General features: G+C 72.1%; 22 protein-coding genes. 15 read left to right on the top strand and 7 right to left on the bottom strand.

The window, feature by feature from the left end; genetic code table 11:
- The first annotated feature begins 154 nt into the window (after positions 1–154).
- The 9 genes from ccmI to MOX02_RS19860 all read left to right on the top strand — a co-directional run bounded on the left by ccmI (position 155) and on the right by MOX02_RS19860 (position 8,664).
- Positions 155–1,732 carry a c-type cytochrome biogenesis protein CcmI gene (ccmI, locus tag MOX02_RS19900; protein ID WP_147027537.1) on the top strand — a complete coding sequence of 526 codons (1,578 nt, stop codon included), beginning with the start codon at positions 155–157 and terminating at the stop codon, positions 1,730–1,732.
- Between the two features lie 171 nt (positions 1,733–1,903).
- Positions 1,904–2,455 carry a cytochrome c maturation protein CcmE gene (ccmE, locus tag MOX02_RS19895; RefSeq protein WP_238179236.1) on the top strand — a complete coding sequence of 184 codons (552 nt, stop codon included), beginning with the start codon at positions 1,904–1,906 and terminating at the stop codon, positions 2,453–2,455.
- A gap of 32 nt (positions 2,456–2,487) precedes the next feature.
- A complete protein-coding gene (locus tag MOX02_RS19890) occupies positions 2,488–4,491 on the top strand; it encodes a heme lyase CcmF/NrfE family subunit (protein ID WP_147027536.1) in 2,004 nt (667 codons plus the stop codon).
- A complete protein-coding gene (locus MOX02_RS19885; RefSeq protein ID WP_147027535.1) occupies positions 4,488–4,955 on the top strand; it encodes a cytochrome c-type biogenesis protein in 468 nt (155 codons plus the stop codon). The genes MOX02_RS19890 and MOX02_RS19885 overlap by 4 nt, the downstream gene beginning before the upstream one ends.
- 329 nt (positions 4,956–5,284) lie before the next feature.
- Positions 5,285–5,632, top strand: a complete 348-nt coding sequence (locus MOX02_RS19880) for a hypothetical protein (protein WP_147027534.1) — start codon at positions 5,285–5,287, stop codon at positions 5,630–5,632.
- Between the two features lie 226 nt (positions 5,633–5,858).
- Positions 5,859–6,545: a DUF1007 family protein gene (locus tag MOX02_RS19875; RefSeq protein ID WP_147027533.1), complete on the top strand. Its 687-nt coding sequence runs from the start codon at positions 5,859–5,861 to the stop codon at positions 6,543–6,545.
- Positions 6,542–7,561 (top strand): nickel/cobalt transporter, encoded by a 1,020-nt coding sequence (locus MOX02_RS19870; RefSeq protein ID WP_373866771.1) that lies wholly within the window; start codon positions 6,542–6,544, stop codon positions 7,559–7,561. Before MOX02_RS19875 ends, MOX02_RS19870 begins: the two co-directional genes overlap by 4 nt.
- 59 nt (positions 7,562–7,620) lie before the next feature.
- The gene (locus MOX02_RS19865) at positions 7,621–8,325 is read left to right on the top strand and encodes a hypothetical protein (RefSeq protein ID WP_147027532.1); all 705 of its coding nucleotides are present in this window, start codon (positions 7,621–7,623) and stop codon (positions 8,323–8,325) included.
- 99 nt (positions 8,326–8,424) lie between these two features.
- Positions 8,425–8,664, top strand: coding sequence for a hypothetical protein (locus tag MOX02_RS19860; protein ID WP_147027531.1), 240 nt, complete (start codon positions 8,425–8,427; stop codon positions 8,662–8,664).
- 3 nt (positions 8,665–8,667) lie between these two features.
- On the opposite strand, the gene MOX02_RS19855 is transcribed toward MOX02_RS19860, so the two are convergent.
- Positions 8,668–9,255: a histidine phosphatase family protein gene (locus MOX02_RS19855; RefSeq protein ID WP_147027530.1), complete on the bottom strand. Its 588-nt coding sequence runs from the start codon at positions 9,253–9,255 to the stop codon at positions 8,668–8,670.
- Positions 9,256–9,288: 33 nt separating this feature from the next.
- On the bottom strand, positions 9,289–9,906 hold the full coding sequence (locus MOX02_RS19850; RefSeq protein ID WP_373866770.1) for a cysteine hydrolase family protein: 618 nt from the start codon (positions 9,904–9,906) through the stop codon (positions 9,289–9,291).
- A gap of 243 nt (positions 9,907–10,149) precedes the next feature.
- Between MOX02_RS19850 and MOX02_RS19845 the strand changes: the two genes are divergently transcribed.
- The 4 genes from MOX02_RS19845 to MOX02_RS19835 are packed head-to-tail and all read left to right on the top strand — an operon-like array spanning position 10,150 to position 14,872.
- Positions 10,150–13,743: a CheR family methyltransferase gene (locus tag MOX02_RS19845; RefSeq protein ID WP_147027528.1), complete on the top strand. Its 3,594-nt coding sequence runs from the start codon at positions 10,150–10,152 to the stop codon at positions 13,741–13,743.
- A gap of 12 nt (positions 13,744–13,755) precedes the next feature.
- Complete coding sequence (locus MOX02_RS31370) at positions 13,756–13,899, top strand: response regulator (RefSeq protein WP_170267928.1); 144 nt, start codon at positions 13,756–13,758, stop codon at positions 13,897–13,899.
- Between the two features lie 56 nt (positions 13,900–13,955).
- Entirely contained in the window at positions 13,956–14,141 is a 186-nt protein-coding gene (locus MOX02_RS19840; protein ID WP_147027527.1) for a response regulator, read from the top strand.
- Positions 14,138–14,872: a Crp/Fnr family transcriptional regulator gene (locus MOX02_RS19835; protein ID WP_147027526.1), complete on the top strand. Its 735-nt coding sequence runs from the start codon at positions 14,138–14,140 to the stop codon at positions 14,870–14,872. The genes MOX02_RS19840 and MOX02_RS19835 overlap by 4 nt, the downstream gene beginning before the upstream one ends.
- Positions 14,873–14,893: 21 nt before the next feature.
- Here MOX02_RS19835 and MOX02_RS19830 read toward each other — a convergent pair whose 3' ends face one another.
- Positions 14,894–15,289 carry a VOC family protein gene (locus MOX02_RS19830; protein ID WP_147027525.1) on the bottom strand — a complete coding sequence of 132 codons (396 nt, stop codon included), beginning with the start codon at positions 15,287–15,289 and terminating at the stop codon, positions 14,894–14,896.
- Positions 15,290–15,423: 134 nt separating this feature from the next.
- Between MOX02_RS19830 and MOX02_RS19825 the strand changes: the two genes are divergently transcribed.
- Both MOX02_RS19825 and MOX02_RS19820 read left to right on the top strand, forming a co-directional pair.
- A complete protein-coding gene (locus tag MOX02_RS19825; protein ID WP_147027524.1) occupies positions 15,424–16,404 on the top strand; it encodes a tyrosine recombinase XerC in 981 nt (326 codons plus the stop codon).
- A 185-nt stretch (positions 16,405–16,589) separates the two neighbouring features.
- Positions 16,590–17,462 carry a response regulator gene (locus MOX02_RS19820; protein ID WP_147027523.1) on the top strand — a complete coding sequence of 291 codons (873 nt, stop codon included), beginning with the start codon at positions 16,590–16,592 and terminating at the stop codon, positions 17,460–17,462.
- An 11-nt stretch (positions 17,463–17,473) separates the two neighbouring features.
- On the opposite strand, the gene lpdA is transcribed toward MOX02_RS19820, so the two are convergent.
- The 4 genes from lpdA to MOX02_RS19800 all read right to left on the bottom strand — a co-directional run bounded on the left by lpdA (position 17,474) and on the right by MOX02_RS19800 (position 23,750).
- Positions 17,474–18,874, bottom strand: a complete 1,401-nt coding sequence (gene lpdA, locus MOX02_RS19815; protein WP_147027522.1) for a dihydrolipoyl dehydrogenase — start codon at positions 18,872–18,874, stop codon at positions 17,474–17,476.
- Between the two features lie 209 nt (positions 18,875–19,083).
- A complete protein-coding gene (gene odhB / locus MOX02_RS19810; RefSeq protein WP_147027521.1) occupies positions 19,084–20,406 on the bottom strand; it encodes a 2-oxoglutarate dehydrogenase complex dihydrolipoyllysine-residue succinyltransferase in 1,323 nt (440 codons plus the stop codon).
- Positions 20,407–20,410: 4 nt separating this feature from the next.
- A complete protein-coding gene (locus tag MOX02_RS19805; protein ID WP_147027520.1) occupies positions 20,411–20,755 on the bottom strand; it encodes a YciI family protein in 345 nt (114 codons plus the stop codon).
- A gap of 10 nt (positions 20,756–20,765) precedes the next feature.
- Positions 20,766–23,750: a 2-oxoglutarate dehydrogenase E1 component gene (locus tag MOX02_RS19800; protein WP_147027519.1), complete on the bottom strand. Its 2,985-nt coding sequence runs from the start codon at positions 23,748–23,750 to the stop codon at positions 20,766–20,768.
- Between the last annotated feature and the right edge of the window lie 183 nt (positions 23,751–23,933).

The raw sequence follows: 23,933 nt of genomic DNA, 5'->3' as shown, positions 1-23,933 counted from the left end.
GCCCCGAGCTTGTCACCGGTCCGCCTCGCGTGACACCGTGTCACCGGGCGGGCGCGTCGTGCGCATGGCCGCGCGGCTTTACATGGATCGCGAAGGGATCGCGACGCGACGCGCGGGCCGACGGGACCCTCGGGTCCGGACATTCCGAGGTTCGATGACGGCGATCTGGTTCATCCTGGCGTTCATGACCGGTGCGGCGGTGCTCGCCCTGCTCTGGCCGATGTCGCGCCGCGCCAACGCCGCCGCCACCGAGTCCGGCCAGGCCGCGACGGAGACCGGCTTCTACGAGGACCAGCTCGCCGAGATCGAGCGCGACCTCGGCCGCGGCCTGATCGCCCCGAACGAGGCCGAGGCCGCGCGAACGGAGGCGGCCCGCCGCCTGCTGCGGGCGAGCCGGGCCGGCGCGGCGACCGACGAGAAGGGCCTCGCCGAGCCCCACCTGCGCCAGCGCCGCGCCGCCTCCGCCTTCGCGCTCTCGACCATCCCGCTCGTGGCGCTCCTCGCCTACGGCATCTACGGCTCGCCGGACCTGCCCGCGCAGACCGCAGCCGACCGGCAGGCCGCCCAGACGGGCAACGAGGACCTGATGCGGGCGATCGGCCAGATCGAGGCCAAGCTCGCCGCCGACCCCGGCGACGCCCGCGGCTGGGCCGTGCTGGCGCCGGTCTACATGCGGCTCGGCCGCTTCGACGACGCCGCCCGCGCCTACGAGGCGGTGAGCCGGCTGAAGGGCGAGACGCCGCCGGTGCTCGGCGACTGGGGCGAGGCGCTGGTCGCGGCCGGCAACGGCGTCGTGTCGCCCGAGGCCAAGGTCATCTTCGAGCGCGCCGTCGCCCTCGACGCCGCCGCGGCCAAGCCCCGCTTCTATCTCGCCCGCGCCGCCGAGCAGGCCGGCGACACCGCGGGCGCGATCCAGCACTACACGGCGCTGAGCGAGGCCGGGCCCGCCGACGCGCCCTGGCAGGCCATGGTGCGCGAGAACCTCACCCGGCTGAAGGCCGAGCCCGCAGCCGCCGCCGCGCAGGCGGAGGCGCGGCCCGACCAGAACGCCGCGATCCGCGGCATGGTCGACGGGCTCGACCAGCGCCTCACCAAGCAGGGCGGCACGGTCGAGGAGTGGCTGCGCCTCGTGCGCTCGCGCAGCGTGCTGGGCGAGCGCGACAAGGCGGTCGCGGCCCTGGAGCGGGCCCGCTCCGCCCTCGGCTCCGACGGCGCCGCCCTGGAGCGCCTCGACGCCCAGGCCAAGGAGCTCGCGCTCACCCCCGGCAAGGCGTCCGAGCGGAGCCCGCCCGAGCGCGGGCCCGCGGAGGCGGCGAGCCCCGAGCCCCGCCCGAGCGGCAACGCCCTGGCCGGCGCCGTCGCCAAGCCCGCCGCCAATCCTGCTGCCAAGGCCGCCGAGAAGACCGCCGAGAAGACCGCTTTGGCGGACGCCGAATCGCGCGCCGACACCGAGGCGGCGGTCGCCGCCGTCAAGGCGATGCCGGCGGCCGAGCGGGACGCGGCGATCCGCGGCATGGTGGCGGGCCTCGACCGGCGGCTCTCGGCCAAGGGGGGCACCGCCGACGACTGGCTGCGGCTGGTCCGCTCCTACACCGCGCTGGGCGAGCGCAAGCAGGCGAGCCGCACCCTCGACCGGGCCCGGATGGCGCTGGCGGCCGACACCGGCGCGGTGGAGCGCCTCGACGCGCTCGCCCGCGAGCTCGACCTGCACGGGACGAGCACGAAGCCGTGACGAGGCCCCGGATCCGCCCGGCGGGACGGCCCCTGACAATCGGTCCCGGCCGCGGCCCTTGACCCGCGCGGCGCCGGAGCCGACACCCTTCTCTCACTAAACCATGTGAAGACGGGCGCGCCCGGGACCGTCCCGGCCGCCCCGCCCGCCGTGGCAGCAGGATCCGAACCCGTGACCCGCAAGAGCCGCCGTCTCGTCCTGATCAGTGCCTGCGGCGCCGTGCTGGCACTCGCGGTGGGGCTGATCCTGTCCGCGATGAGCGGCTCGATCGTGTTCTTCCGCTCGCCCACCGAGGTCGCCCAGCAGGGCGTGGCGCCGGGCACACGCTTCCGCCTCGGCGGCCTCGTCAAGGAGGGCTCGCTCCGGCGCGGGCCCGACCAGACGGTCGATTTCGCCGTCACCGACACCAACGCCACCGTGCAGGTCAGCTACAAGGGCCTGCTGCCGGACCTGTTCCGCGAGGGCCAGGGCGTGGTGACCGAGGGGATGCTGGAGCCCGGCGGCTACTTCCGCGCCGACACCGTGCTCGCCAAGCACGACGAATCCTACATGCCCCGCGAGGTCGCCGACGCCCTGAAGGCGCAGGGCCGCTGGCAGGAGGGCGCGGGCAAGGAGGGGGCGGGCAAGGCGGGCGGCAAGGACGCGGGCCAGACGCCGGGCGCCGGGGCGGGCCCCACCGCGACGGCCAACGACAAGACCCTCGGGCCCCGCAGCGAGCGATGACGCGCGCCGGACAGGGAAGGGAAGGATAGTCAGTGCTCGTCGAGGTCGGCCATTTCGCGCTCGCGCTCGCGCTCGCGCTCTCCCTCGTCCAGGCGGTGATGCCGATCTGGGGCGCCCGCTCAGGCGATCCGACGCTGCGCCAGGTGGCCACGCCCGCCGCGCTCGGCGCCTTCGCCTGCGTGCTGTTCGCCTTCGCGGCCCTCACCTACGCGCACGCCACCTCGGACTTCTCGGTCCAGAACGTGGTCGAGAACTCGCACACCACGAAGCCCTTCATCTACAAGCTGTCTGGCGTCTGGGGGAACCACGAGGGCTCGATGCTCCTCTGGATCCTGATCCTGACCCTGTTCGGGGCGCTCGTGGCGGTGGCCCACCACACCGTGCCCCCGGTGCTGCGGGCCAACACGCTGGCGGTGCAGGGCCTCATCACCTTCGTGTTCGTGCTGTTCATCATCACGACCTCGAACCCGTTCTCGCGCGTCGCCCCGGCGCCGCTGGAGGGCAACGACCTCAACCCGCTGCTGCAGGATGTCGGGCTCGCGGTGCACCCGCCGCTCCTCTACGTCGGCTATGTCGGCTTCTCGATCACCTTCGCCTTCGCGGCCGCCGCCCTCATCGAGGGGCGCATCGATGCCGTCTGGGCGCGGGCCGTGCGGCCCTGGACGCTGGTGGCGTGGAGCTTCCTGACGCTCGGCATCGCGATGGGCTCGTACTGGGCCTATTACGAACTCGGCTGGGGCGGCTGGTGGTTCTGGGACCCGGTCGAGAACGCCTCGCTGATGCCCTGGATCGCCGGGACCGCGCTCCTGCACTCCACCGTCGTCATGGAGAAACGGGACGCCCTCAAGGTCTGGACGGTGCTCCTGTCGATCCTGACCTTCTCCCTGTCGCTCCTCGGCACCTTCATCGTGCGCTCGGGGCTTCTGACCTCGGTCCACACCTTCGCCACCGACCCGACCCGCGGCGTCTTCATCCTCGCGATCCTCGTCCTGTTCATCGGTGGCTCGCTCACCCTGTTCGCGTGGCGGGCGCCGCTGCTGCGCCAGGGCGGCCTGTTCGCGCCGATCTCGCGCGAGGGCGCGCTGGTGCTCAACAACCTGTTCCTCGTCGCCGCCTGCGCCACCGTCCTCGTCGGCACGCTCTACCCGCTGGTCCTGGAGATGGTGACGGGCGAGAAGATCTCGGTCGGGCCGCCCTTCTTCAACACCACCTTCGTGCCGCTGGCGGTGCCCCTCCTCCTGATCGTTCCCTTCGGACAGACGCTCGCCTGGAAGCGGGGCGACGCGCTCGCCGCCGCGCAGCGCCTGTTCGCGGCCCTGGCGCTCGCCCTCGTGGTCGGCCTCGCCACGCTGGCGCTGACCTGGGGCGGCCCCGTCCTCGCGCCCGTGGGAATCGGGCTCGGCGCCTACCTCGTCGTCGGCTCGGCCCTCGAGATCATCAGCCGCGCCCGCGGCTACGGCGCGAGCCGCACCGCCTCGCCCGGCCTGATCTGGCGCCGCGCGATCGGCCTGCCCCGCTCCGCCTGGGGTACGGCGCTCGCCCATGGCGGCGTCGGCGTGGTGGTGCTCGGCATCGCCGCGCAGGGCTGGGCGACCGAGGGGCTCGCCACCCTGAAACCCGGCGAGACGCTGGCCACCGGCCCCTACGTGGCGACCCTGGAGCGGGTCTCGCCGCGCTCGGGCCCGAACTACGAGGAGACCGCCGCGATCCTCACCGTGCGCGACCGGCACGGCAACGCGGTCGGCACCGTCGACACGGGCAAGCGCTTCTACCCGAGCCGGCGCATGACCGTGACGGAATCGGGCCTGCTCACGGTCGGCGCGAGCCAGGTCTACGCCAGCCTCGGCGAGGTCCAGCCGGACGGCGCGATCGGCCTGCGCCTCTACTACAAGCCGCTCGTGCTGCTGATCTGGCTCGGCGCGGTGGTGATGGCGCTCGGCGGCGCCGTCTCGCTGACCGACCGCCGCATGCGCGTCGGCGCCCCCACCCGGGCGCGGACCAAGGCCCTGCCCCCGAACGCGGTGCCGGCCGAATGACGACGCCGTCCCGCCTCCGCGCGCTCCTCCTCGCGGCCGCCCTCCTCGCGGGCGGCCCGGCCTCGGCCGTGCAGCCCGACGAGGTGATGAAGGACCCCGCCCAGGAGGCGCGGGCCCGCGAGATCTCGGCGGGACTGCGCTGCCTCGTCTGCCAGAACCAGTCGATCGACGATTCCGACGCGCCCCTCGCCAAGGACCTGCGCCTCATCGTGCGCGAGCGCATCCGCGCGGGCGACGACAACCAGCAGGTGGAGGATTACGTCGTCGGCCGCTACGGCGAGTTCGTGCTGCTGCGCCCCGTCTTCGCGTGGCACACGCTGCTCCTGTGGCTGACGCCGGTCGCCGCCCTCCTCCTCGGCGCCTTCGGGATCTGGCGTCTGTCCCGACGCAGGGCGCCCGCGCCCTCCGCCGGCCTCTCGGCTGCCGAGAAGGCCGAGGTGGCGGCTCTGATGCGGCGCGAGTAGCGCCCCTGCGGCGCGAGTAGCGTCCCGATCAGGCGCACGTCGCGGCCGGCGGCGGGCCTGCCGCGCCACCCGAGCGGAGGCGTGGGCCGGCGCAATCTCGAAAAATTTTGCAAGGCTTCGGCCTCGGCCTCAAGTTCGAATCACCAAGCCATGCACTCTTATGCATTTATGAGTGACTATCCGCACGAGCTATGAATTTTGTGCATTTGTGCGCCGCGAAATCTCGGTCTTCGCAGCGCACCAAACGCTCGGCATAGTGCGGTCTCCCGGTGCCACCGGCTTTCCGTACGGGCGCTCCCGGCGGACAGTAACCGCACAGGACTCACACCATGCGTACCCTCTCGCTCGCCATCGCCGCGACCGCGCTCTCGCTCGCCTCCGTCGTTGCCGCCTCCGCCGTCGAGCTGAAGCCCCTCAAGGCGAACTCGGTCGACCTCGGCAGCTACCGCGGCTCCGTCTACTACACCGCCGAGAAGGACGGTTACCGCGTCGTCGCGACCCTCGCCGCCCAGAACGGCCACAGCGACCAGCCGCAGGTCGTCCGCCTCGTGACCACGCTGAACGCCGACCAGACCGTCCAGCTCTCGGTGCCGGGCAGCATCGGCGCCGACGGGCGCGACGCGACCATCGCCTTCTCGCGCCGCGGCGACGTGGTCGAGGTCGCCTCGGCCGAGTAAGGCCGGACGTCCAGCATCCGAAGCCCGCAGGGGCACCGTCGCGGTGAGGCCGCGACGGTGCCCTTCGCACGTCCGCTGGCATCTCGAACCCGGCGTCGGCTAACCTCCCGCCCGGAGGGCATGCCCGACTTTCGCCCCACTGGGCCGCGAGGAACGCGCTCGGCTCAATCCGCCCTCCGGGCACGTTGAGGCTTCGTTAACCCTGTCACGCGAGCGTCCCGCGACCATGCCGACCGCTTCGCACCGCGCCATCCGTCTCGCCGCCCTCCTCGCCGCGGGCCTCCCGGCGGCCGGGATCGGGCTCGCAGCCCCGGCCGAGGCGCACCCGCATGTCTGGGTCGTGGCGAAGGCCGAGATCGATTACGGCGACGGCGGCCGGGTCACGGGCATCCGCCACGCCTGGACCTTCGACGCCGCCTACTCGGCCTTCATCACGCAGGGACTCGACCGGAACGGCGACGGCACGCTGAGCGCGGACGAGCTCTCCGGCCTCGCCGCCGAGAACACCGCCAACCTCTCCGAGTTCGGCTACTTCACCAAGCTGAAGGTGGCGGGCAAGGAGCAGGTCTTCGGCGACCCCGCCGAGCCGCGCATGGCGATGGAGGGCGGCGCCCTGACGCTCAGCTTCCTGCTGCCCCTGAAGAGCCCGGCGCCGCAGGGCCGCGGCGTGGTCGCCCTGGAGGTCTACGACCCGACCTACTTCGTCGCCTTCAGCCTCGCCGAGGGCGCCGACGCGGCGCGCCTCGCCGGGGCGCCGGGCGGCTGCGCCGCAACCGTGACGCGGCCGAAGGCGGAGGCGAAGACCGCCGAGGCGGCCAAGCCCGGCATGACGGAAGCCTTCTTCGAGGCGCTCACCGCCGCCTCGAACTACGGCGTGCAATTCGCCAACCGCGTCATTGTGGCCTGCCCGTGATCCGGCCCGCCGCCCTCGCCGGGCCGGCGCGCCCGCTCCCGTCCGGCCGGCGGCTCGGCCTGCACCTCGCCCTCGCCGCGGGGGCGGTCGCGCTCGCCGCCCTGCTGCTGGCGGCCCTGACCTGGCTCGTGGCGCCCGGCATCGCCGCGCCCCCGCCCCGCTCGCCCTTCGGCATGGGCCTGCGCGAGGCGGCGCCGGCCGCCACCGGCCTCGGCGGCTGGCTCCTGGCGGTGCAGGCAAGCTTCTCCCGCAGCCTCCAGGGGGCGGTCACGGCCCTCAAGGGCGAGGGCGGCATCGGGCCGATCGCGGCGCTCGGCTTCGCCTACGGGGTGTTCCACGCCGCCGGGCCCGGCCACGGCAAGGCGGTGATCGCGGGCTACATCGTGGCGGGCGAGCGGGCGCTGCGGCGCGGCTTCGGCCTGAGCTTCGCCGCCGCGCTTCTCCAGGCGCTGGTGGCGATCCTGATCGTCTCGGTCGGCGTCTTCCTCCTCAACACCACGGCGGCCGGCATGAGCCGGGCCGGCAGCCTGATCGAGACGGTGAGCTTCGCCCTGGTGGCCCTCCTCGGCCTCGCCCTCACCTGGCGCAAGGCCGGGCGCCTCGCGGCGTTCGGGACGGCACCCGCGCCGTGCGGGCCGGATTGCGGCCACGCCCATCTCAGCGACGCCGAGAGGGTGAGCCGGCTCGCCACCTGGCGCGAGCGCGCGGGCGTGGTGGTCGCCGCGGGCTCCCGCCCCTGCGCGGGCGCGATCCTCATCCTCGTCTTCGCCGCCTCGCAGGGAATGCTGGCGGCGGGCATCCTCGCCACCCTGGCGATGGCGCTCGGCACCGCCCTGACGACGGGGGCGCTCGCGAGCCTCGCCGTCTTCGCCAAGGCGCTCGCCCTGCGGCTCGCCGGCGGCCGCGGCCGGGCGGGCGCCGTCGCGGTGGCGGGGCTCGAACTCGTGGCGGCGGCCTTCGTGCTGGTGCTCGGGGTCGCGCTGCTCGCCGGCCTCGCCGCGGGGCCGGGCGCCTGAGGCCCCTCTCGCCAAGCGTCCACCCGCCGTGCCACTCTGCCCCCGGGCGGAGGCGCGCGATGACGGCAGGCTTCGAGCATATCCTGAACTGGCGGCTGCTGCCGGGCTCCCACGCCTTCCCGGGGCCGGACGGCGGCACCTGCATCAACGAGGCGGCGATCGTGGCGGCCGGCCTGCCCTATCGGGCCGTCACCGCCTCCTCCGACCTGCCCGCCTGCTTCTCGAAGCCGCTCGCCGCCTACGCGCTCGGCCTCAACGACGCGATGCCGGATGCCGAGCGGCCGCGGCTGATGGCCTTCGTCCTGCGCCTGTCGGGCTCGGCCGACGCGCCGGCCGTGGAGGCCGAGCGCACGCGCTTCCTCGCCGAGCAGAGCATCCGGCGCATCCTGCCCCCGCTCCTCGACCGGGCCGCCATGCCCGATCTCGCAGCCCGCTGCGAGGGCGCGGCCGGCCTCGAGGCGGCGCTCGCCGCGGCGCGGGCGGCCGCGTGGCGAGGGGGCACGGCCGCCGATGCGGCCTCCCGGCGCAGGGCCTGGATGGCCGGGGCGCTCGCGGCCTCCGTGGGGCGCGCCGCCACGGCTGCCATCGCGGCGGCCGAGGATGCGCGCTACGCGGCCGAGGTCGCGGAAGGGGCCGCGCCCTTCGTGCCGGGCACCTGGGCGCTCGCCGCGACGCTCCTCGACGAGGCGCTCGGCATCGGGCGCCAGGCCGGCGCGATCGCGCCGGCCGAGGCCCGCGACCGGCTCGAGGCCGCGCGGACCTGAACCGGGCGGCGATCCGCGGGTTTCTCTCCCGATCCGGCGGGCGGCGGGGCGTTCGCGCGCCCCGCGCCCGCGTCTCAAGCCGGCAGGAAGACCATGTCCGTGACAGCGACAGCCCGCGTCCTCGCCCTCCTCGTCGCCGGCGCCCAGGGGACGCTCGCCCAGGGGGCCCTCGCCCAGTCGGGCGGCGCGCCGGACCCCGCCCAGGCCGCGCGCGAGCGGGAATGCGGCGCCAAGGCCGACGAGAACGCCATGCAGGGCGCGATGCGCGAGAGCTTCATGATCCAGTGCATCGCGGGCGAGAAGGTGAGCGAGCCGAAGGCCGGCGACAAGCCGAAGTAGCGCTCAGGCCAGCGCCGGCTCGGCCGCGAGGTCGAGGGCCGTGCTCTCGCAGTTGTCGAGCCACTGCCCCGTCAGGTGGTAGAAGAAGGTGCCGTGGCCGACGACCGCGATGGTCCGCTCGGTCCGCGCCCCGAGCCAGGCGCGGAACTCCCGGACGCGCCGGTCGAACAGGTGGCGCGGCTCCACATGGATGCCGTGCGCGTTCGGCTCCCCTTCCGCGTGCCACCAGATCTCGGGCAGATGGTCGACCCGCAGGTGCGGGAACTCCGCCGCGATCTGCGAGGCGGCGCGGCCGACGTCGCAGCTGCTCTCCTGGCACTCCCGGTGCAGCACCTCGACGAGGATCTGGGGAGCGGCCGGGTGCTCCCCGAACAGCCCCATCGTGGTCTCGATGGCCCGGGTCAGCGGCGAGGTCACGACGAGCTCGAACGGGATCTCGCGCAGGCGCGCGCGGGCTGCCCGCACCTGCTCATGGCCGCGCTCCGTCAGGCGGGCGTCGGTGTGGAACGGGTCGCGGCCGGTGGCGCGGTGGGCGGCGTTGAAGGTCGACTCGCCGTGGCGGATGCAGACGATGCGGGGGGACATGCTCATGGAGGTCGTCGGAAGGCCCTCGGGCACGCCGGCTCAGGTCCAGTTGGCCAGGACCGTCTCGGTGGTGACGGTCTCGACCTGCTGGCCGTAGCGCGACCGGTACAGGGTGAGGAGCGCGTCGTGCGCCCGGTCGGAGGAGGAGCAGAGCGCGTCGGTGACGACCACCACGCGGTAGCCGTGATCGACCGCGCCGAGCACCGTGCTGAGAACGCACACATCGGTCTCCCCGCCCGTGACCACAAGGGTCTCGACGCCGCGCGCCTGCAGGCGGGCGTCGAGCGCGGTGCCGAACCAGGGCGAGTAGACCGTCTTGTCGAAGATCTCGGCCGGCGGCACGTGACGGGCGAGTTCGGGGACGAGATCGATCAGGCGCGGGTCGAGCCGCTCGCGGGTCATGCTCGCCCAGCGCTCGTAGTAGTGGGCCCAGGTGCCCCGGCCCTCGCCGGGGCGCTCGGCCGGGATGAAGCGGGTGAAGAGCGTGCGCGCCGCCTGCGCCTCGACGATCCGGGCGACGTTCGGGCGGACGCGCTCCATCCAGGGCGTGTGCCACTCCGTCTGCTCGGCGAACATGCCTTGCATGTCGACGCACAGATGCAGGCAGGTTGCGCCCAAGTTTCCATAGCGCAATTGATCGTCATCCACTTCTGCCATGACCGCTTCTTCTTGGGATGGGACGGCGATAACGATGATACGGCATCGATGTTCCGCACCCGCCCAGCTTGATTAGAGGAGGCGCGTCGAGCTTGACGGAGTAATATTCATCCATCCTGCCGGAGCTGGGCCGTGGTCGAGACTGGAACCCGTTCGGTGATCTGAGCTATGGACAGTGGTGAGCGCGATATCTTGCCGGGGGCGGTCGGCGGGATGGGACGCTGAGGTGCGACGGGTGCATTCGTGAGCGAGAGAGAGACCGCATCCGAGACGGCCGGAGCCGGCGGCGGGATCGGTACCCCCCTGCCTCTGCTGATCGTCGGGATCGGCGCGAGCACCACCGCGGTCGAGTCGATCGACCGCTTCTTCGCCCACCTCGCCGAGGGCGCGAACCTCGCCTACGTGCTCATCCTGCAGCACCGGGAAGGGGCCGAGGCGGAGCGCGTGATGCGCGAGATCCGGTCCTCGGGCGTCGCCTTCGCGCCGGTCGCCGACGGCGCGCCCGTCGCGCCAGGCCACGTCTACCTCGCCGATGCCGGCACCATCCTGGCGGTGCGCGAGGGCCGCTTCAGCGTCGCGCCCGCCTCCGACGACTCTCCCGAGAGCGGCACCATCGACAGCTTCCTCGTCTCGCTCGCCGACGACCAGAACGAGCGCGCCGTCGCGGTCATCCTCGAAGGGACCGGCAGCGACGGGACCCTCGGCGCCACGGCGGTGAAGGAGCACGGCGGCCTGACGCTCGCCGAGCAGCGCAAGGACGACCGCGAGACCGGCGCCGCCACGAGCAGCGCCGCGGCGGCGATCGTCGACTTCGTGATGCTGCCCGAGGCGATGCCGGAGCACATCGCGACCTACGCGGGGCACCTCGCGCGCATCGAGCGCTCGCGCAGCGTCGGCGCGCTCCGCCAGACGGTGACGCGCCACCTGACCCGGATCGCCGCGGTGCTGCGGAACAAGACCGGCCACGACTTCCACGGCTACAAGCAGAACACCTTCCTGCGCCGGGTGCAGCGGCGGATGCAGGTCGTCCAGACCGAGACGATCGAGGCCTATCTGGAGTTCCTGCGCTCGGACTCGGCCGAGGTCCAGCACCTCTTCAACGACCTCCTGATCGGCGTGACGCAGTTCTTCCGCGACGCGGGCGAGTTCGAGTTCCTCGAGGCCGAGGTCGTGCCCAAGCTGTTCGCCGACAAGGGCGCGAGCGACCAGGTCCGCGTCTGGGTGCTCGGCTGCGCCACCGGCGAGGAGGCCTACTCGATCGCGATCCTGCTGCGCGAGCACATGGCCAAGCTCGACCTCGTGCCGCAGGTCCAGATCTTCGCCACCGACATCGACGGGCGGGCGCTGGCCGCCGCCCGGGTCGGCCGGTACACCGAGACGATCGCGCAGACCATGAGCCGCGAGCGCCTCTCCCGCTGGTTCGTGCGGGAGGGCAACACCTACTGCATCGTCAAGGAATTGCGGGAGATGTGCATCTTCTCCCAGCACAGCGTGATCAAGGACGCGCCCTTCTCGCGCCTCGACCTCGTCTCCTGCCGCAACCTGCTGATCTACCTCAACAACGACCTCCAGAACCGGGTCATTCCCCTGTTCCACTTCGCCCTGCGGCCGGGCGGCTACCTGTTCCTCGGCAATTCCGAGAACGTGACCCGCCACGTCAAGATCTTCGCGCCGGCCGACCGGCGCTTCCGGATCTTCCGCCGGCTCGACAGCGTCACCCGCGTCCTCCCGGACTTTCCGCTCGCGACCTCGGGGGACCGGAACGGAGGCGCCGTCGAGAAGGACATGCGCACCCGCGAGGTCGCCGGCACCCTGACGCGGCGGGCCGAGCAGGTGGCCGAGCGCTACGCTCCCGCCTACGTGATCACGGATTCCGCCTACGAGGTGCTGCACTTCTCCGGCCGGACCGGGCACTACCTCGCGCCCTCGCCGGGCGCCGCGAGCCTCAACCTCCTCAGCCTCGCCCACCGCGACCTGCGCCTCGACCTGCGCGCGGCCCTCCACAAGGCGGAGGCCGAGGCCAAGCCGGTGAAGGCCGAGCGCGTCCAGATCGGCCTGAACGGGCATCGGCGGATCGTCACCCTGATCGTCGAGCCGATCCGGCTGAGCTCCGAGGAGGCGGCGAGCTTCGTGGTCCTGTTCCAGGACGGCGAGATCCTGGAGGGCGACGAGGCGTTCGAGCCCTCGCCGAACTTCATCCGCGACGAGCACGTGCAGCGGCTCGAAGCCGAGCTGCGCCTCACCCGTGAGCGCCTCCAGGCGACGATCGAGGAGTTGGAGAGCACCAACGAGGAGCTGAAATCCTCGAACGAGGAGTACCAGTCCGTCAACGAGGAGCTGCAATCGGCCAACGAGGAGCTGGAGACCTCGAAGGAGGAGCTGCAATCGACCAACGAGGAGTTGCAGACCGTCAACAGCGAGCTCGGCCACCGCGTCAACGAGCTGGACCGGGCCAACAGCGACCTGAAGAACCTGCTCGAGAGCACGCAGATCGCGACCGTTTTCCTAGACAACAATTTCCGCGTGAAGAGCTTCACCCCTTCGGTGGTGGAGATCTTCCACCTGATCGAGAGCGATCTCGGCCGGCCGATCACCCACATCGCGCCGCTCATCAACTACGGGGAGCTCCAGGAGGACATCCGTCGCGTCCTGCGGACGCTCGGCACCATCGAGCGGGAGGTGGAGAACGCCGCTTCCGGCGCGCGCTGCCTCGTCCGCGTGCTACCTTACAGAAACATCGACAACTTCATCGCCGGCGTCGTGATGACCTTCCTCGATATCACGGCGACCGCCCGGGCCGAGCGGGCCCTCAAGGACACTCAGGAGCGGTTCCACCACATGGAGCGGGCGGTGCCCGCCTTCCTGTTCACGATGACGCCGGACATCCAGTGCGACTACGTGAATCCCCGCTTCTACGAGTATACCGGCCTGGAGGCGGGACGGGCGCTGGGACAGGGCTGGATGTCGGCACTCCACCCCGACGACCGCGAGGCCACCGACGTCGCCTGGGCCGAGGCGCGGGCCAGCGGCCGGGCCTTCGAGACGGACCTGCGCCTGCGCGACCGGCAGGGGCGCTACCGCTGGTTCACGACCCGGGCGGAGGCCGTGCAGGAGGCCGACGGCGCGGTGGCGAAGTGGTTCGGTTCCTGCACGGACATCCACGAGCGGCGCCGCGCGGAGGACCGCCAGCGCCTGCTGCTCGCCGAGTTGCAGCACCGGGTGAAGAACATCCTCGCGGTGGTGCGCTCGCTGGCCAAGCGCACGGCGGAGAGCACAGCCTCCCTCGACGGCTTCCTGTCCCACTTCGACGGGCGCATCGGCGCGCTCGCCCGCACCCAGAACATCCTGACCCGCACGGCCGATTCGAGCATCGACCTCGCCGAGCTGATCGGCGACGAGGTGATCAACCACGCCGCCCGCGACGGCGCGCAGGTGTCCCTCTCGGGCCCGGGCGTGCGCCTGCGCCAGAAGGCCGCCGAGACGCTCGGGCTCGCGCTGCACGAGCTCGTGACGAACGCGATCAAGTACGGGGCGCTGACCGGCCCGGACGGTCACGTCGCGATCTCCTGGCACGCCTACGGCGAGGACGTCGACCGGCGCCTGCGCTTCGAGTGGCGCGAGAGCGGGGTCCGGATGGTGAACACGGACCCGGCCCGGCGCGGGTTCGGGCGCGAGCTGATCGAGGACGGGCTGAGCTACGAGCTCGGCGCGACGACCGCGCTCGAATTCTCGCCCGGCGGCGTGCGCTGCGTCATCGAGATTCCCCTCGACGCGGGCAGCGGCGAGGCGGGCCTCGTCGAGTTCGATCCACCGCAGGCCGAAGAGGCGCAGGGCTGAGCGATGCGGGACGTGGCCACTGCTTCCCTCGCCGGCCGTCGGGTCCTCGTGGTCGAGGACCAGTATCTCCTGGCCTGCGACATGGCGCAGGCCCTCGGCGCGGAGGGCGCCGAGGTGATCGGCCCGGTGCCGACCTGCAGCGCGGCCTCACGCTGAGCCGGACGCAGGCCCTCGACGCCGCGATCCTCGACATCAACCTGCCGGGCGAGGACGTGTATCGTCTGGCCGAGGAGCTGATGCGCAAGGGCGTGCCCATCGTGTTCGCGACCGGCGTCGACGGGGCGGTCCTGCCGCCGGGCTTCAGCGGCGTGCCCCGGCTGGAGAAGCCGCTGCTGATCGACGACCTGCTGCGCGTCGTCGCGCGCCTCGTCGCGGACCCGGGAGGAGGCGGCCCATGATCGCCGCCTGGGATCGGTCGCCCGCGTCCCCGGTCGACCCGCTCGTCCACCGGGTCGAGACGCTCGCCGCGCCGCCCCCGGACCTGGTGGCGGCCCTGCGCGGCCTCACCCTCCGGGACGAGCCCGTCAACGCCCGCGCGGAGCTTTCCGGCGCCCCCCGCCTCGTCGCGGCCGGCTGGGGCGCCCGCCATTGCATCCTGGCGGACGGTCGCCGCCAGATCCTGAGCTTCGTCCTGCCGGGCGACCTCGTCGCCTTCGACCCGCACCGGGCGCCCCTGCGCTACGCCGCCACCGTCAGCCTGACGGCCATGATCGTCGCGGACGCCGCGCCCCTCCTCGATCTGGAGACCGAGGCCGCCGGCCGCGACGCGCCGATCGCCCGGGTCCTGCGCACCCTCGCCGGCGCCGAGGAGGCGCTTCTCGCCCATCAGGTGACGCGGCTCGGCCGGCAGACCGCCTACGAGCGGATGGCCCACCTCCTCCTGGAGCTGCACGAGCGGCTGTGCATCGCCGGGGTCGAGCAGGGTGACGGCTTCACCCTTCCGGTGACGCAGGAGGTCCTCGCCGACAGCCTCGGGCTCAGCATCGTCCACACCAACCGGACGATCCAGCAGCTGCGGCGGGACGGGCTCGTGCGCATGGCCGGGACGCGGGTGACGCTCGTCGAGCCGGCGCGCCTCGCGGCGCTCGCCGACTACATCCCCCTCGCGAGGATGCTGGGCCGGCCCTGAGGCCGGCGCCGCGGGAGCCGGTCAGGCGAAGCGGCCGCCCCGCTGGATCATCTCGATCTTGTAGCCGTCGGGATCGGTCGCGAAGAAGAACCGGGCGAGCGGCGTGTCCCCGTGCTTCAGCTCCTTGACCGGCGTCGCGGGCAGCCCCTCCGCCGTGAAGCGGGCGTGCTCGGCCTCCACGTCGTCCACCACCACGGCGATGTGCCCGTAGCCGTCGCCGAGCGCGTAGGGCTCGGTGCGGCCCTTGTTGACCGTCAATTCCAGCTCGAAGGGCGAGGCGGGGTCGCGCATGTAGATCAGGGTGAAGTCGGGGAAGTCGAACCGGTCGGCGACCTCGAGCCCGAGGGCGCGGGTGTAATAGTCGCGCGCGCGGGCCTCGTCGAGGACGCGGATCATGCTGTGGACGGGCTTGGACATGGCGGGGACGTCTCTGCTGTGGCGGGCCACCGGTATCTGGCGAAGGCGGCCGATAAGGCGAGCCCTCCGGCGCCGCAACCCGGCGTCAACCATCGCGGCCGTATCCCGGTCCTCTCCACCGGAGGCGTGTCCCGATGTCCGAACGCGAGAGGCCCGACCCGGCATCCCAGCTCCTCCCGCCGGGGGACGCGGCCCTGCAGGCCGCTCTTCGCGCCTGGAGCGACGGCCTCGCCCGCGAGCGCCGCATGGCGCCCAACACGGTCGAGGCCTACGCGCGCGACCTGCGCCAGTTCCTCCTCCACCTCGAGGGGCGGCGCGGCGCGGCGCGCATCCCGGACCTCGTCGCCCTGAAGCCCCGCGACGTGCGCGCCTTCATGGCCGCGCGGCGGGCGGAGGGGATCGGCGGCCGCTCGCTGATGCGGGCCCTGGCGGGGGTGCGCTCCTTCGCCCGCTACCTGGAGCGCGAGGGGCACGGCACCGTGGCGGCCCTCGGCGCCGTGCGCTCGCCCAAGGTCGAGCGGCGCCTGCCCCGGCCGCTCGGCGTCGCGGCCGCCCGCGCCATGACCCGGACCGACCTGCGCGCCGGGGAGGCGCGGGAGCCCTGGATCCTCGCCCGGGACGCCGCCGTGCTCGCCCTCCTGTACGGGGCGGGCCTGCGCATCTCGGAGGCGCTCGGCATCGCCCGCAAGGACGCGCCGCTGCCCGGCATCGATGCCGTCACGGTGACGGGCAAGGGCGGCAAGGACCGGATGGTGCCGGTCCTGCCCGTGGTCGCCGAGGCGGTGGCCGCCTATCTCGCCGCCTGCCCCTACCCGCTCGACGCCGACGACCCGCTCTTCGTCGGGGCGCGCGGCGGCCCGCTCTCGCCGCGGGTCATCCAGTACGCGGTGGCCGCCATGCGGGGCGCCCTCGGCCTGCCCGACACGGCGACGCCCCACGCCCTGCGCCACTCCTTCGCCACGCATCTCCTCGCCCGCCAGGGCGAGTTGCGGGCGATCCAGGAGCTGCTCGGCCACGCCTCGCTCTCGACGACGCAGCTCTACACGAAGCTCGACGCCGCCCGCCTGATGAGCGCCTTCGACGCGGCTCATCCGCGGGCCGCTCAACGCCCCTGATCTTCGCGTGACGCAAATTATCCGCCGCTGATCCGGTCTCGACGCAATCTGGACTGGTTTGTTTCAGTCCGACGGAAATTTGGTCGACCGAAGGTTGGCCGACGCAACGGAAATTCAAGTTAAGAGCCCGCTCACCTTTCCCGGGCTACGATCTGCCGGAAACGATCTTGAGCCGACGGATTGTCATGCCGGACCCCATCGCCCCCTCCCGAGCCCCGGGGACCGGCACCACGACCGTCCTCGTCGCCGACGCCGACGCGGGCCGCCGTGCGAGCCTCTCCGCCATCGTGCGCCGGTTCGACCCGGCCGCCGCGATCATCGAGGCGAGCACGGGCGCCGAGCTCATCGAGGCCGTGGTGGCGCATCGGCCGCCCCTCGGCTTCGTCGGCCTGCAGCTCGACGGGCTGAGCGGCCCCGAGGCCGTGGCGCTCGCGCGCAAGCGCGGCGGGACGATCTCCTGCCTCGTCCTCGTCGCCGCCCGCGTCTTCCCGCAATGGCAGGAACTCGCCCAGAGCCTGAACGCCTACGAGGTGCTGAAGACGCCCCTCGACCCGGAGCACATCGAGAACCTGCTGCGGGCCAATGCCCGCCGGCAGCAGCCGACCTCGGTCCTGCTCGCCTCCTCCTCGGAAGCGGGGCGCGGCATGATCGGCCGGGTCTTGACGCGCAGCGGCTTCAACCTCGTCGTCGACGAGACCGACAGCGGGCGCCACGCCCTGAAGCTCCTGCGCATGGGCGCCTACGCGCTGGCCTTCATCGACGCCAACCTCGCGGGCCTCGACGGGCTCGAACTCGCCTGCCAGGTCCAGCCCCTCAAGCTGCCGACGCAGCTCACCCTGATGACCAGCGGCGACCCGGAGCCGATCGCCCACGCGGCCCGCTTCTTCGGCGTCTCCTTCGTCCTTAAGATGCCGTTCTACGCGCGCGACATCGACCTCGCGCTGCACCACGCGCTCGCCCTGCGCCGACCCTACCTGCTGAACGCGCTCACCGCCGCCCCGGCGCCCACCGCGCTCCTGCGGGTCGCCGACTTCGTGCCGGCGCGCCGCACCGCCTGACGGCGGGCCGCTCAGATGTGCAGCGCGCGCTTGCCGACGGCGAGCGCCGCCTCCTTCACCGCCTCGGTCAGCGTCGGATGGGCGTGGCAGGTGCGGGCGACGTCCTCCGCGCTCGCGCCGAACTCCATGGCGACCGCGACCTCCGCGATGAGGTTGCCCGCATCCGCGCCGACGATGTGCACGCCCAGCACCCGGTCCGTGTCGGCGTCGGCCAGGATCTTCACGAAGCCGTCCGTCGTGTGGTTGACCTTGGCGCGGCCGTTCGCCGTGAAGGGGAACTTGCCGGCATTGTAGCGGATGCCGTCCTTCTTCAGCTCCTCCTCGGTCCGTCCCACCGAGGCGACCTCCGGGAAGGTGTAGACGACGTTCGGGATGACCCCGTAATTCACGTGGCCGGACTGCCCGGCCAGGATCTCGGCCACCGCGACGCCCTCGTCCTCGGCCTTGTGGGCGAGCATCGGGCCCGCGATGACGTCGCCGATGGCGTAGATGCCGGTGACGTTCGTGGCGTAGTGGCTGTCCGTCTGGATGCGGCCCTTGTTGTCGGTCTGGACGCCGACCGTCTCGAGGCCGAGCCCGTCCGTGTACGGGACCCGACCGATGGCGACGAGCACCACGTCGGCCTGGATCTTCTCCGCCTCGCCGCCGGCGGCCGGCTCGACCGTCACGGTCGCGCCCTTCTTGCCGACGTCGACACCCGTGACCTTCGAGGACAGCTTGAAGGTGATGCCCTGCTTGGACAGGATCCGCTGGAACTGCTTGCCGACCTCGCCGTCCATGCCCGGCAGCACGCGGTCGAGATACTCGACCACGACGACCTCGGAGCCGAGCCGGCGCCAGACCGAGCCGAGCTCGAGTCCGATCACGCCCGCGCCGATGACGACGAGCTTCTTCGGGACGTTCGCGAGCTCCAGCGCGCCGGTGGAGGAGACGACCACCTTCTCGTCGATGGCGACGCCGGGGAGCCTCGTCACGTCCGAGCCCGTGGCGATGACGACGTTCCGGGTCTCGAGGAGCTGGTTGCCGCCGTCCTCGGCGATGACCTCGACGCGGCCGGCGCCCGCGAGGCGCCCGGTGCCGCGGTAGCTGTCGACGCCGTTCTTCTTGAGCAGGAACTCGACGCCCTTGGTGTTGCCGGCGACGCCCTCGTCCTTGAAGGCCATCATCTTCCTGAGGTCGAGCTTCGGCTCGCCGACGATCACGCCGAGATCGGCGAAGTGCTTGGACGCCTCCTCGAACGCCTCGGAGGCGTGGAGCAGGGCCTTCGAGGGGATGCAGCCGACGTTGAGGCAGGTGCCCCCGTGCGTCGCCCGCTTCTCCACGACCGCCGTCTTCAGCCCGAGCTGGGCCGCCCGGATGGCGCAGACATAGCCGCCGGGGCCGGTGCCGATGACGACGAGATCGTAGGACATGCAGTCTATCCGAAGAGCTTGAGAAGAGTGCGGGCCATCCCCCGGATCACGACGAACGCGATGTATCCGAGGGAGGCCAGGAGAGCCAACCCGGGCAGCATCGCCCACGGGAACGTGTCCGGATCCGGCGGACCGAGCGAATCACCGGCGGCCAGCGCCGGCGAGGCCAGGATAGCCGCCGCGGCGCACGCGCCGATGACCCGCGGATCTCACAGGTCCAGCACGAGCCGGGCCGGATCCTCCAGGGCCTCCTTGACGCGCACCAGGAAGGTCACCGCCTCCTTCCCGTCCACGATGCGGTGGTCGTAGGAGAGGGCGAGATACATCATCGGCCGCGCCTCGATCTTGCCGGCGCGGACCACCGGGCGCTCCTCGATGCGGTGCATGCCGAGGATGCCCGATTGCGGGGCGTTGAGGATCGGGGTCGACATCAGCGAGCCGTAGATGCCGCCGTTGGTGATCGTGAAGGTGCCGCCCTGCATCTCGTCGATCGAGAGCTTGCCCTCGCGGGCCTTCTTGCCGAAGCCGGCGATCTTCTTCTCGATGCCGGCGATCGAGAGGTCGTCGGCGTCGCGCACCACCGGCACGACGAGGCCCTTGTCGGTGCCCACCGCGATGCCGACGTGGTAGTAGTTCTTGTAGACGATGTCCTGCCCGTCGATCTCGGCGTTGACCGCGGGCACGTCCTTCAGCGCGCCGATCACCGCCTTTGTGAAGAAGCCCATGAAGCCGAGCTTCGTGCCGTGCTTCTTCTCGAAGATGTCCTTGTACTGGGCGCGCATCGCCATCACGGCCGACATGTCGACGTCGTTGAACGTCGTCAGCATCGCGGCGGTGTCCTGCGCGTCCTTGAGGCGGCGCGCGATGGTCTGGCGCAGCTTCGTCATGCGCACGCGCTCCTCGCGCGCGGCGTCGTCCGGCGCGGAGGGCGCGCGCGGCAGGCTCGGCCGGGCCTCCTTGGCGGGCGCGGCCTGCGCCGGGCCCTTGGCCATCGCGGCGAGCATGTCGCCCTTCGTCACGCGGCCGTCCTTGCCGCTGCCGTTGACGCTCGACGGATCGACGCCGGACTCGCGGGCGAGCTTGGCCACGGCCGGGCCGTGGTCGCCGGACGGGCGGGCGCCGGCGGGGGCTGCCTCGCCGTGGTTGCCGTAGGCCGCGGCGGATTCCCGGGCGGGCGCCTCCTCGGCAGCCGGCTTGTCCGCGGCCTGCGCCTTCGGCGCCTCGCTGCGGCTCTCCGCCTTGGTCTCGGCCTTGTCCGCCCTGGGCTTCTCCGGAGCCCTGGCCCCGCCCGCGCCCGCCTCGACGATGGAGCCGAGGAGCGCGCCGGGCTCCACCGTCTCGCCGTCCTGGACCAGGATCTCGCCGAGCTCGCCCGCCGCCGGGGCGTTGACCTCGAGCGTCACCTTGTCGGTCTCGAGCTCCACGATCGGCTCGTCGGCCGCCACCGCGTCGCCGGGCTTCTTGAACCAGCGGCCGATGGTGGCCTCGCTCACGGATTCGCCGAGCGTCGGGACGAGGATGTCGGTTGCCATGCTCTCACTGCCCCCGCTGCGGGGACCTCCTCTGGAATGCGCGCGGCTCATGCGGCCGCAGGATCAACGATGGAACGGCCGAGACCGCGTAGGAGAACCCCGTCCGCGCCCCGATGACCGGGTCGGCCTCGCCGAGGGCCAGCGCGGCCGCCTCGTCCGCGGCCTCGACGAGGGCGAGGCCCCAGGCGCCCGACGCCTCGAAGACGGGGCCCACCGCGATGGCCTCGCCCGCGTCCGCCCGCGCGATCCAGTAGGCCGCGTGCTCGCCGAACAGCGCCTTCTCGGCCTCCGTCGCGTCGAACGGGAAGGTCGGCCGGGGTGGCGAGAGGCGGAGCAGGAAGTAGGGCATCGTCGCCGGCTCAGACCGCGAGCGCCTCGTTGAGGAAGGCCTGGAGCTGCGCCTGGTGCTTCGACATCTGGCCGACCGCCGTCGAGGCGGAGGCCGGGCGCCCGACGTAGCGGACCCGCTTGACCGAGGCTCCGGCCTGGCCGAGCACCCATTCGAGATAGGGCTCGACGAAGCTCCAGGCGCCCATGTTCTTGGGCTCCTCCTGGCACCAGATCACCTCCGCGTTGCGGAAGCGGCTCATCTCGGTGGCCAGCGCCTTGAGCGGGAACGGGTAGAGCTGCTCGACGCGCATCAGGTAGACGTCACTGATGCCGCGCTTCTCGCGCTCCTCGAACAGGTCGTAGTAGACCTTGCCCGAGCAGAGCACGACGCGGCGGACCTTGTCGTCCTTGACGAGCTTGACGCCGCCCTCCTCGTGCTCGGCGTCGTCCCAGAGGACGCGGTGGAAGGTCGAACCCTCCGCGATCGCCTCGAGGCTCGACACCGCCCGCTTGTGGCGCAGCAGCGACTTCGGCGTCATCAGCACGAGCGGCTTGCGGAAGTCCCGCTTCAGCTGGCGGCGCAGGATGTGGAAGTAGTTCGAGGGCGTCGTGACGTTGGCGACCTGCATGTTGTCCTCGGCGCACATCTGCAGGTAGCGCTCCAGCCGCGCGGAGGAGTGCTCCGGCCCCTGCCCCTCGTAGCCGTGGGGCAGCAGCATCACGAGGCCGGACATGCGCAGCCACTTGCGCTCGCCGGACGAGATGAACTGGTCGACGACGACCTGGGCGCCGTTGGCGAAGTCGCCGAACTGCGCCTCCCACAGCACGAGCGCGTTCGGCTCGGCGAGCGAGTAGCCGTACTCGAAGCCGAGCACCGCCTCCTCGGAGAGCATCGAGTTGATGACCTCCAGGTGCGACTGGCCCTCGCGGATCGAGTTGAGCGGCGTGTAGCGCTGCTCGTTCTCCTGGTCGATCACGACGGCGTGGCGCTGCGAGAAGGTGCCGCGCTCGACGTCCTGGCCGGAGAGGCGGACCCGGTGGCCGTCGAGGAGCAGGGAGCCGAAGGCCAGCGCCTCGGCGGTCGCCCAGTCGATGCCCTGGCCCGTCTCCACCGCCTTGGCGCGGTTGTCGAGGAAGCGCTGGATCGTGCGGTGCAGGTGGAAGCCGGGGGGCGCCTGGGTGATCTTCTGGCCGATCTCGCGCAGCGTCTCGGCCGGCACGCCGGTGCGGCCGCGGCGGGGATCGTCCACGTCCTCGCGCACCGCCTTGAAGCCGGACCAGCGCCCGTCGAGCCAGTCCGCCTTGTTGGCCTTGTAGTTGCCCGCCACGTCGAGCTCGCTGTCGAGCATGGCGCGGAACTCGGCCTTGCGGGCGTCGAGGGCCTCCTGGCTCACGGCGCCCGACTCGACGAGCTTGCGGCCGTAGGTCTCCAGCACCGTCGGGTGCTTGCGGATCCGCTGGTACATCTTCGGCTGGGTGAAGGCCGGCTCGTCGCCCTCGTTGTGGCCGAAGCGGCGGTAGCAGAGCATGTCGACGACGACGGGCTTGCCGAACTTCTGGCGGTACTCGGTGGCGACCTTGGCGGCGAAGGTCACGGCCTCCGGGTCGTCGCCGTTGCAGTGGAAGATCGGCGCCTCGACGATCTTGGCGACGTCCGACGGGTAGGGCGAGGAGCGCGAGAAGCGCGGGTCGGTGGTGAAGCCGATCTGGTTGTTGATGATGAAGTGGACCGAGCCGCCGGTGCGGTGGCCCTTCAGTCCGGACAGGCCGAAGCACTCCGCCACCACGCCCTGGCCCGCGAAGGCCGCGTCGCCGTGGATGAGGAGCGGCAGCACCTTCTTGCGGTCGACGTTCGGCTTGGCGAGCTGGTCCTGCTTGGCCCGGACCTTACCCAGCACGACCGGATCGACGATCTCGAGGTGCGAGGGGTTGGCGGTGAGCGAGAGGTGGACGTTGTTGCCGTCGAAGGTGCGGTCGGACGAGGCGCCGAGATGGTACTTCACGTCGCCCGAGCCCTCGACCTCGGCCGGCGAGGACGAGCCGCCCTTGAACTCGTTGAAGACCGCCCGGAAGGGCTTGGCCATCACGTTGGTGAGGACGTTCAGGCGGCCGCGATGGGCCATGCCGAGCACGATCTCCTCGACGCCGAGGGCGCCGCCGCGCTTGATGATCTGCTCCAGCGCCGGGACCATCGCCTCCGAGCCGTCGAGGCCGAAGCGCTTGGTGCCGGTGTACTTGAGGTCGAGGAACTTCTCGAAGCCCTCCGCCTCGATCAGCTTGTTGAGGATCGCCCGGCGGCCTTCCGGCGTGAAGGAGATCTCCTTGTCCTTGCCCTCGATGCGTTCCTGGATCCAGGCCTTCTCGGCCGGGTCCGAGATGTGCATGAACTCGACGCCGAGCGTCTGGCAATAGGTGCGCTCCAGGATCTTCACGATCTCGCGGATCGTCGAGAATTCGAGGCCGAGCACGTTGTCGAGGAAGATCGGTCGGTCCCAGTCCGGCTCGTGGAAGCCGTAATGCTGCGGGTGCAGCTCCTCGTGGTCGCCGCGGGGAGCAAGGCCGAGGGGGTCGAGCTTGGCGTGGAGGTGGCCGCGCATGCGGTAGGCGCGGATCAGCATGATCGCGCGCACCGAATCCTTGGTCGCCTGCTCCACCGAGACGCCGGTCCTGGCGACGATGGCGGCGCCGTTGGTGCCCTTCTCCTTGCCGGCGTCGCGCGCGATGATCTTGTCGCCGATCGCCTTCTCGAGGGCACCCCAGTTGCCGTCGAGCGCCGAGACGATCTCGCCGTTCAGGGGCACGGGCCAGTTCGGCTTCTCCCAGGAGGCGCCGGCAGCGTTCTTCTCGACGATGGCGCCGTCCTCGCCCAGCGAGCGGAAGAAATCCTGCCACTCGGGATCGACCGAGCTCGGGTCGCGCGCGAAGGCCGCCTGCAGTTCCTCGATGTAGGCGGCGTTGCCGCCGTAGAGGAACGAGGTTTCGAGGAGCGCTTCGTTGACGTCCTGACGTGCCATCGTCCGTCCATCCTGGAGTTGAGAGGGGGTCCTCGGAGCGCCCGGGGCGGGCCGGCTTCCCCCTTGAGAGTTCTTCGAGCGCCGGCCCTCGGGGGCCGGGAAAACGATCTGCCGCCCATATGGGGGCGCCGCGGCTGCGATGGTTGCAGGGCAGCCGCGCCCTGCCGGCCCCGACCCTCCGGG

This window comes from Methylobacterium oxalidis, from assembly GCF_007992195.1.
Taxonomy (GTDB): domain Bacteria; phylum Pseudomonadota; class Alphaproteobacteria; order Rhizobiales; family Beijerinckiaceae; genus Methylobacterium; species Methylobacterium oxalidis.
The sequence above is the reverse complement of the archived record's forward strand: the minus strand, read 5'-3'. Positions and strand labels throughout refer to the sequence as shown.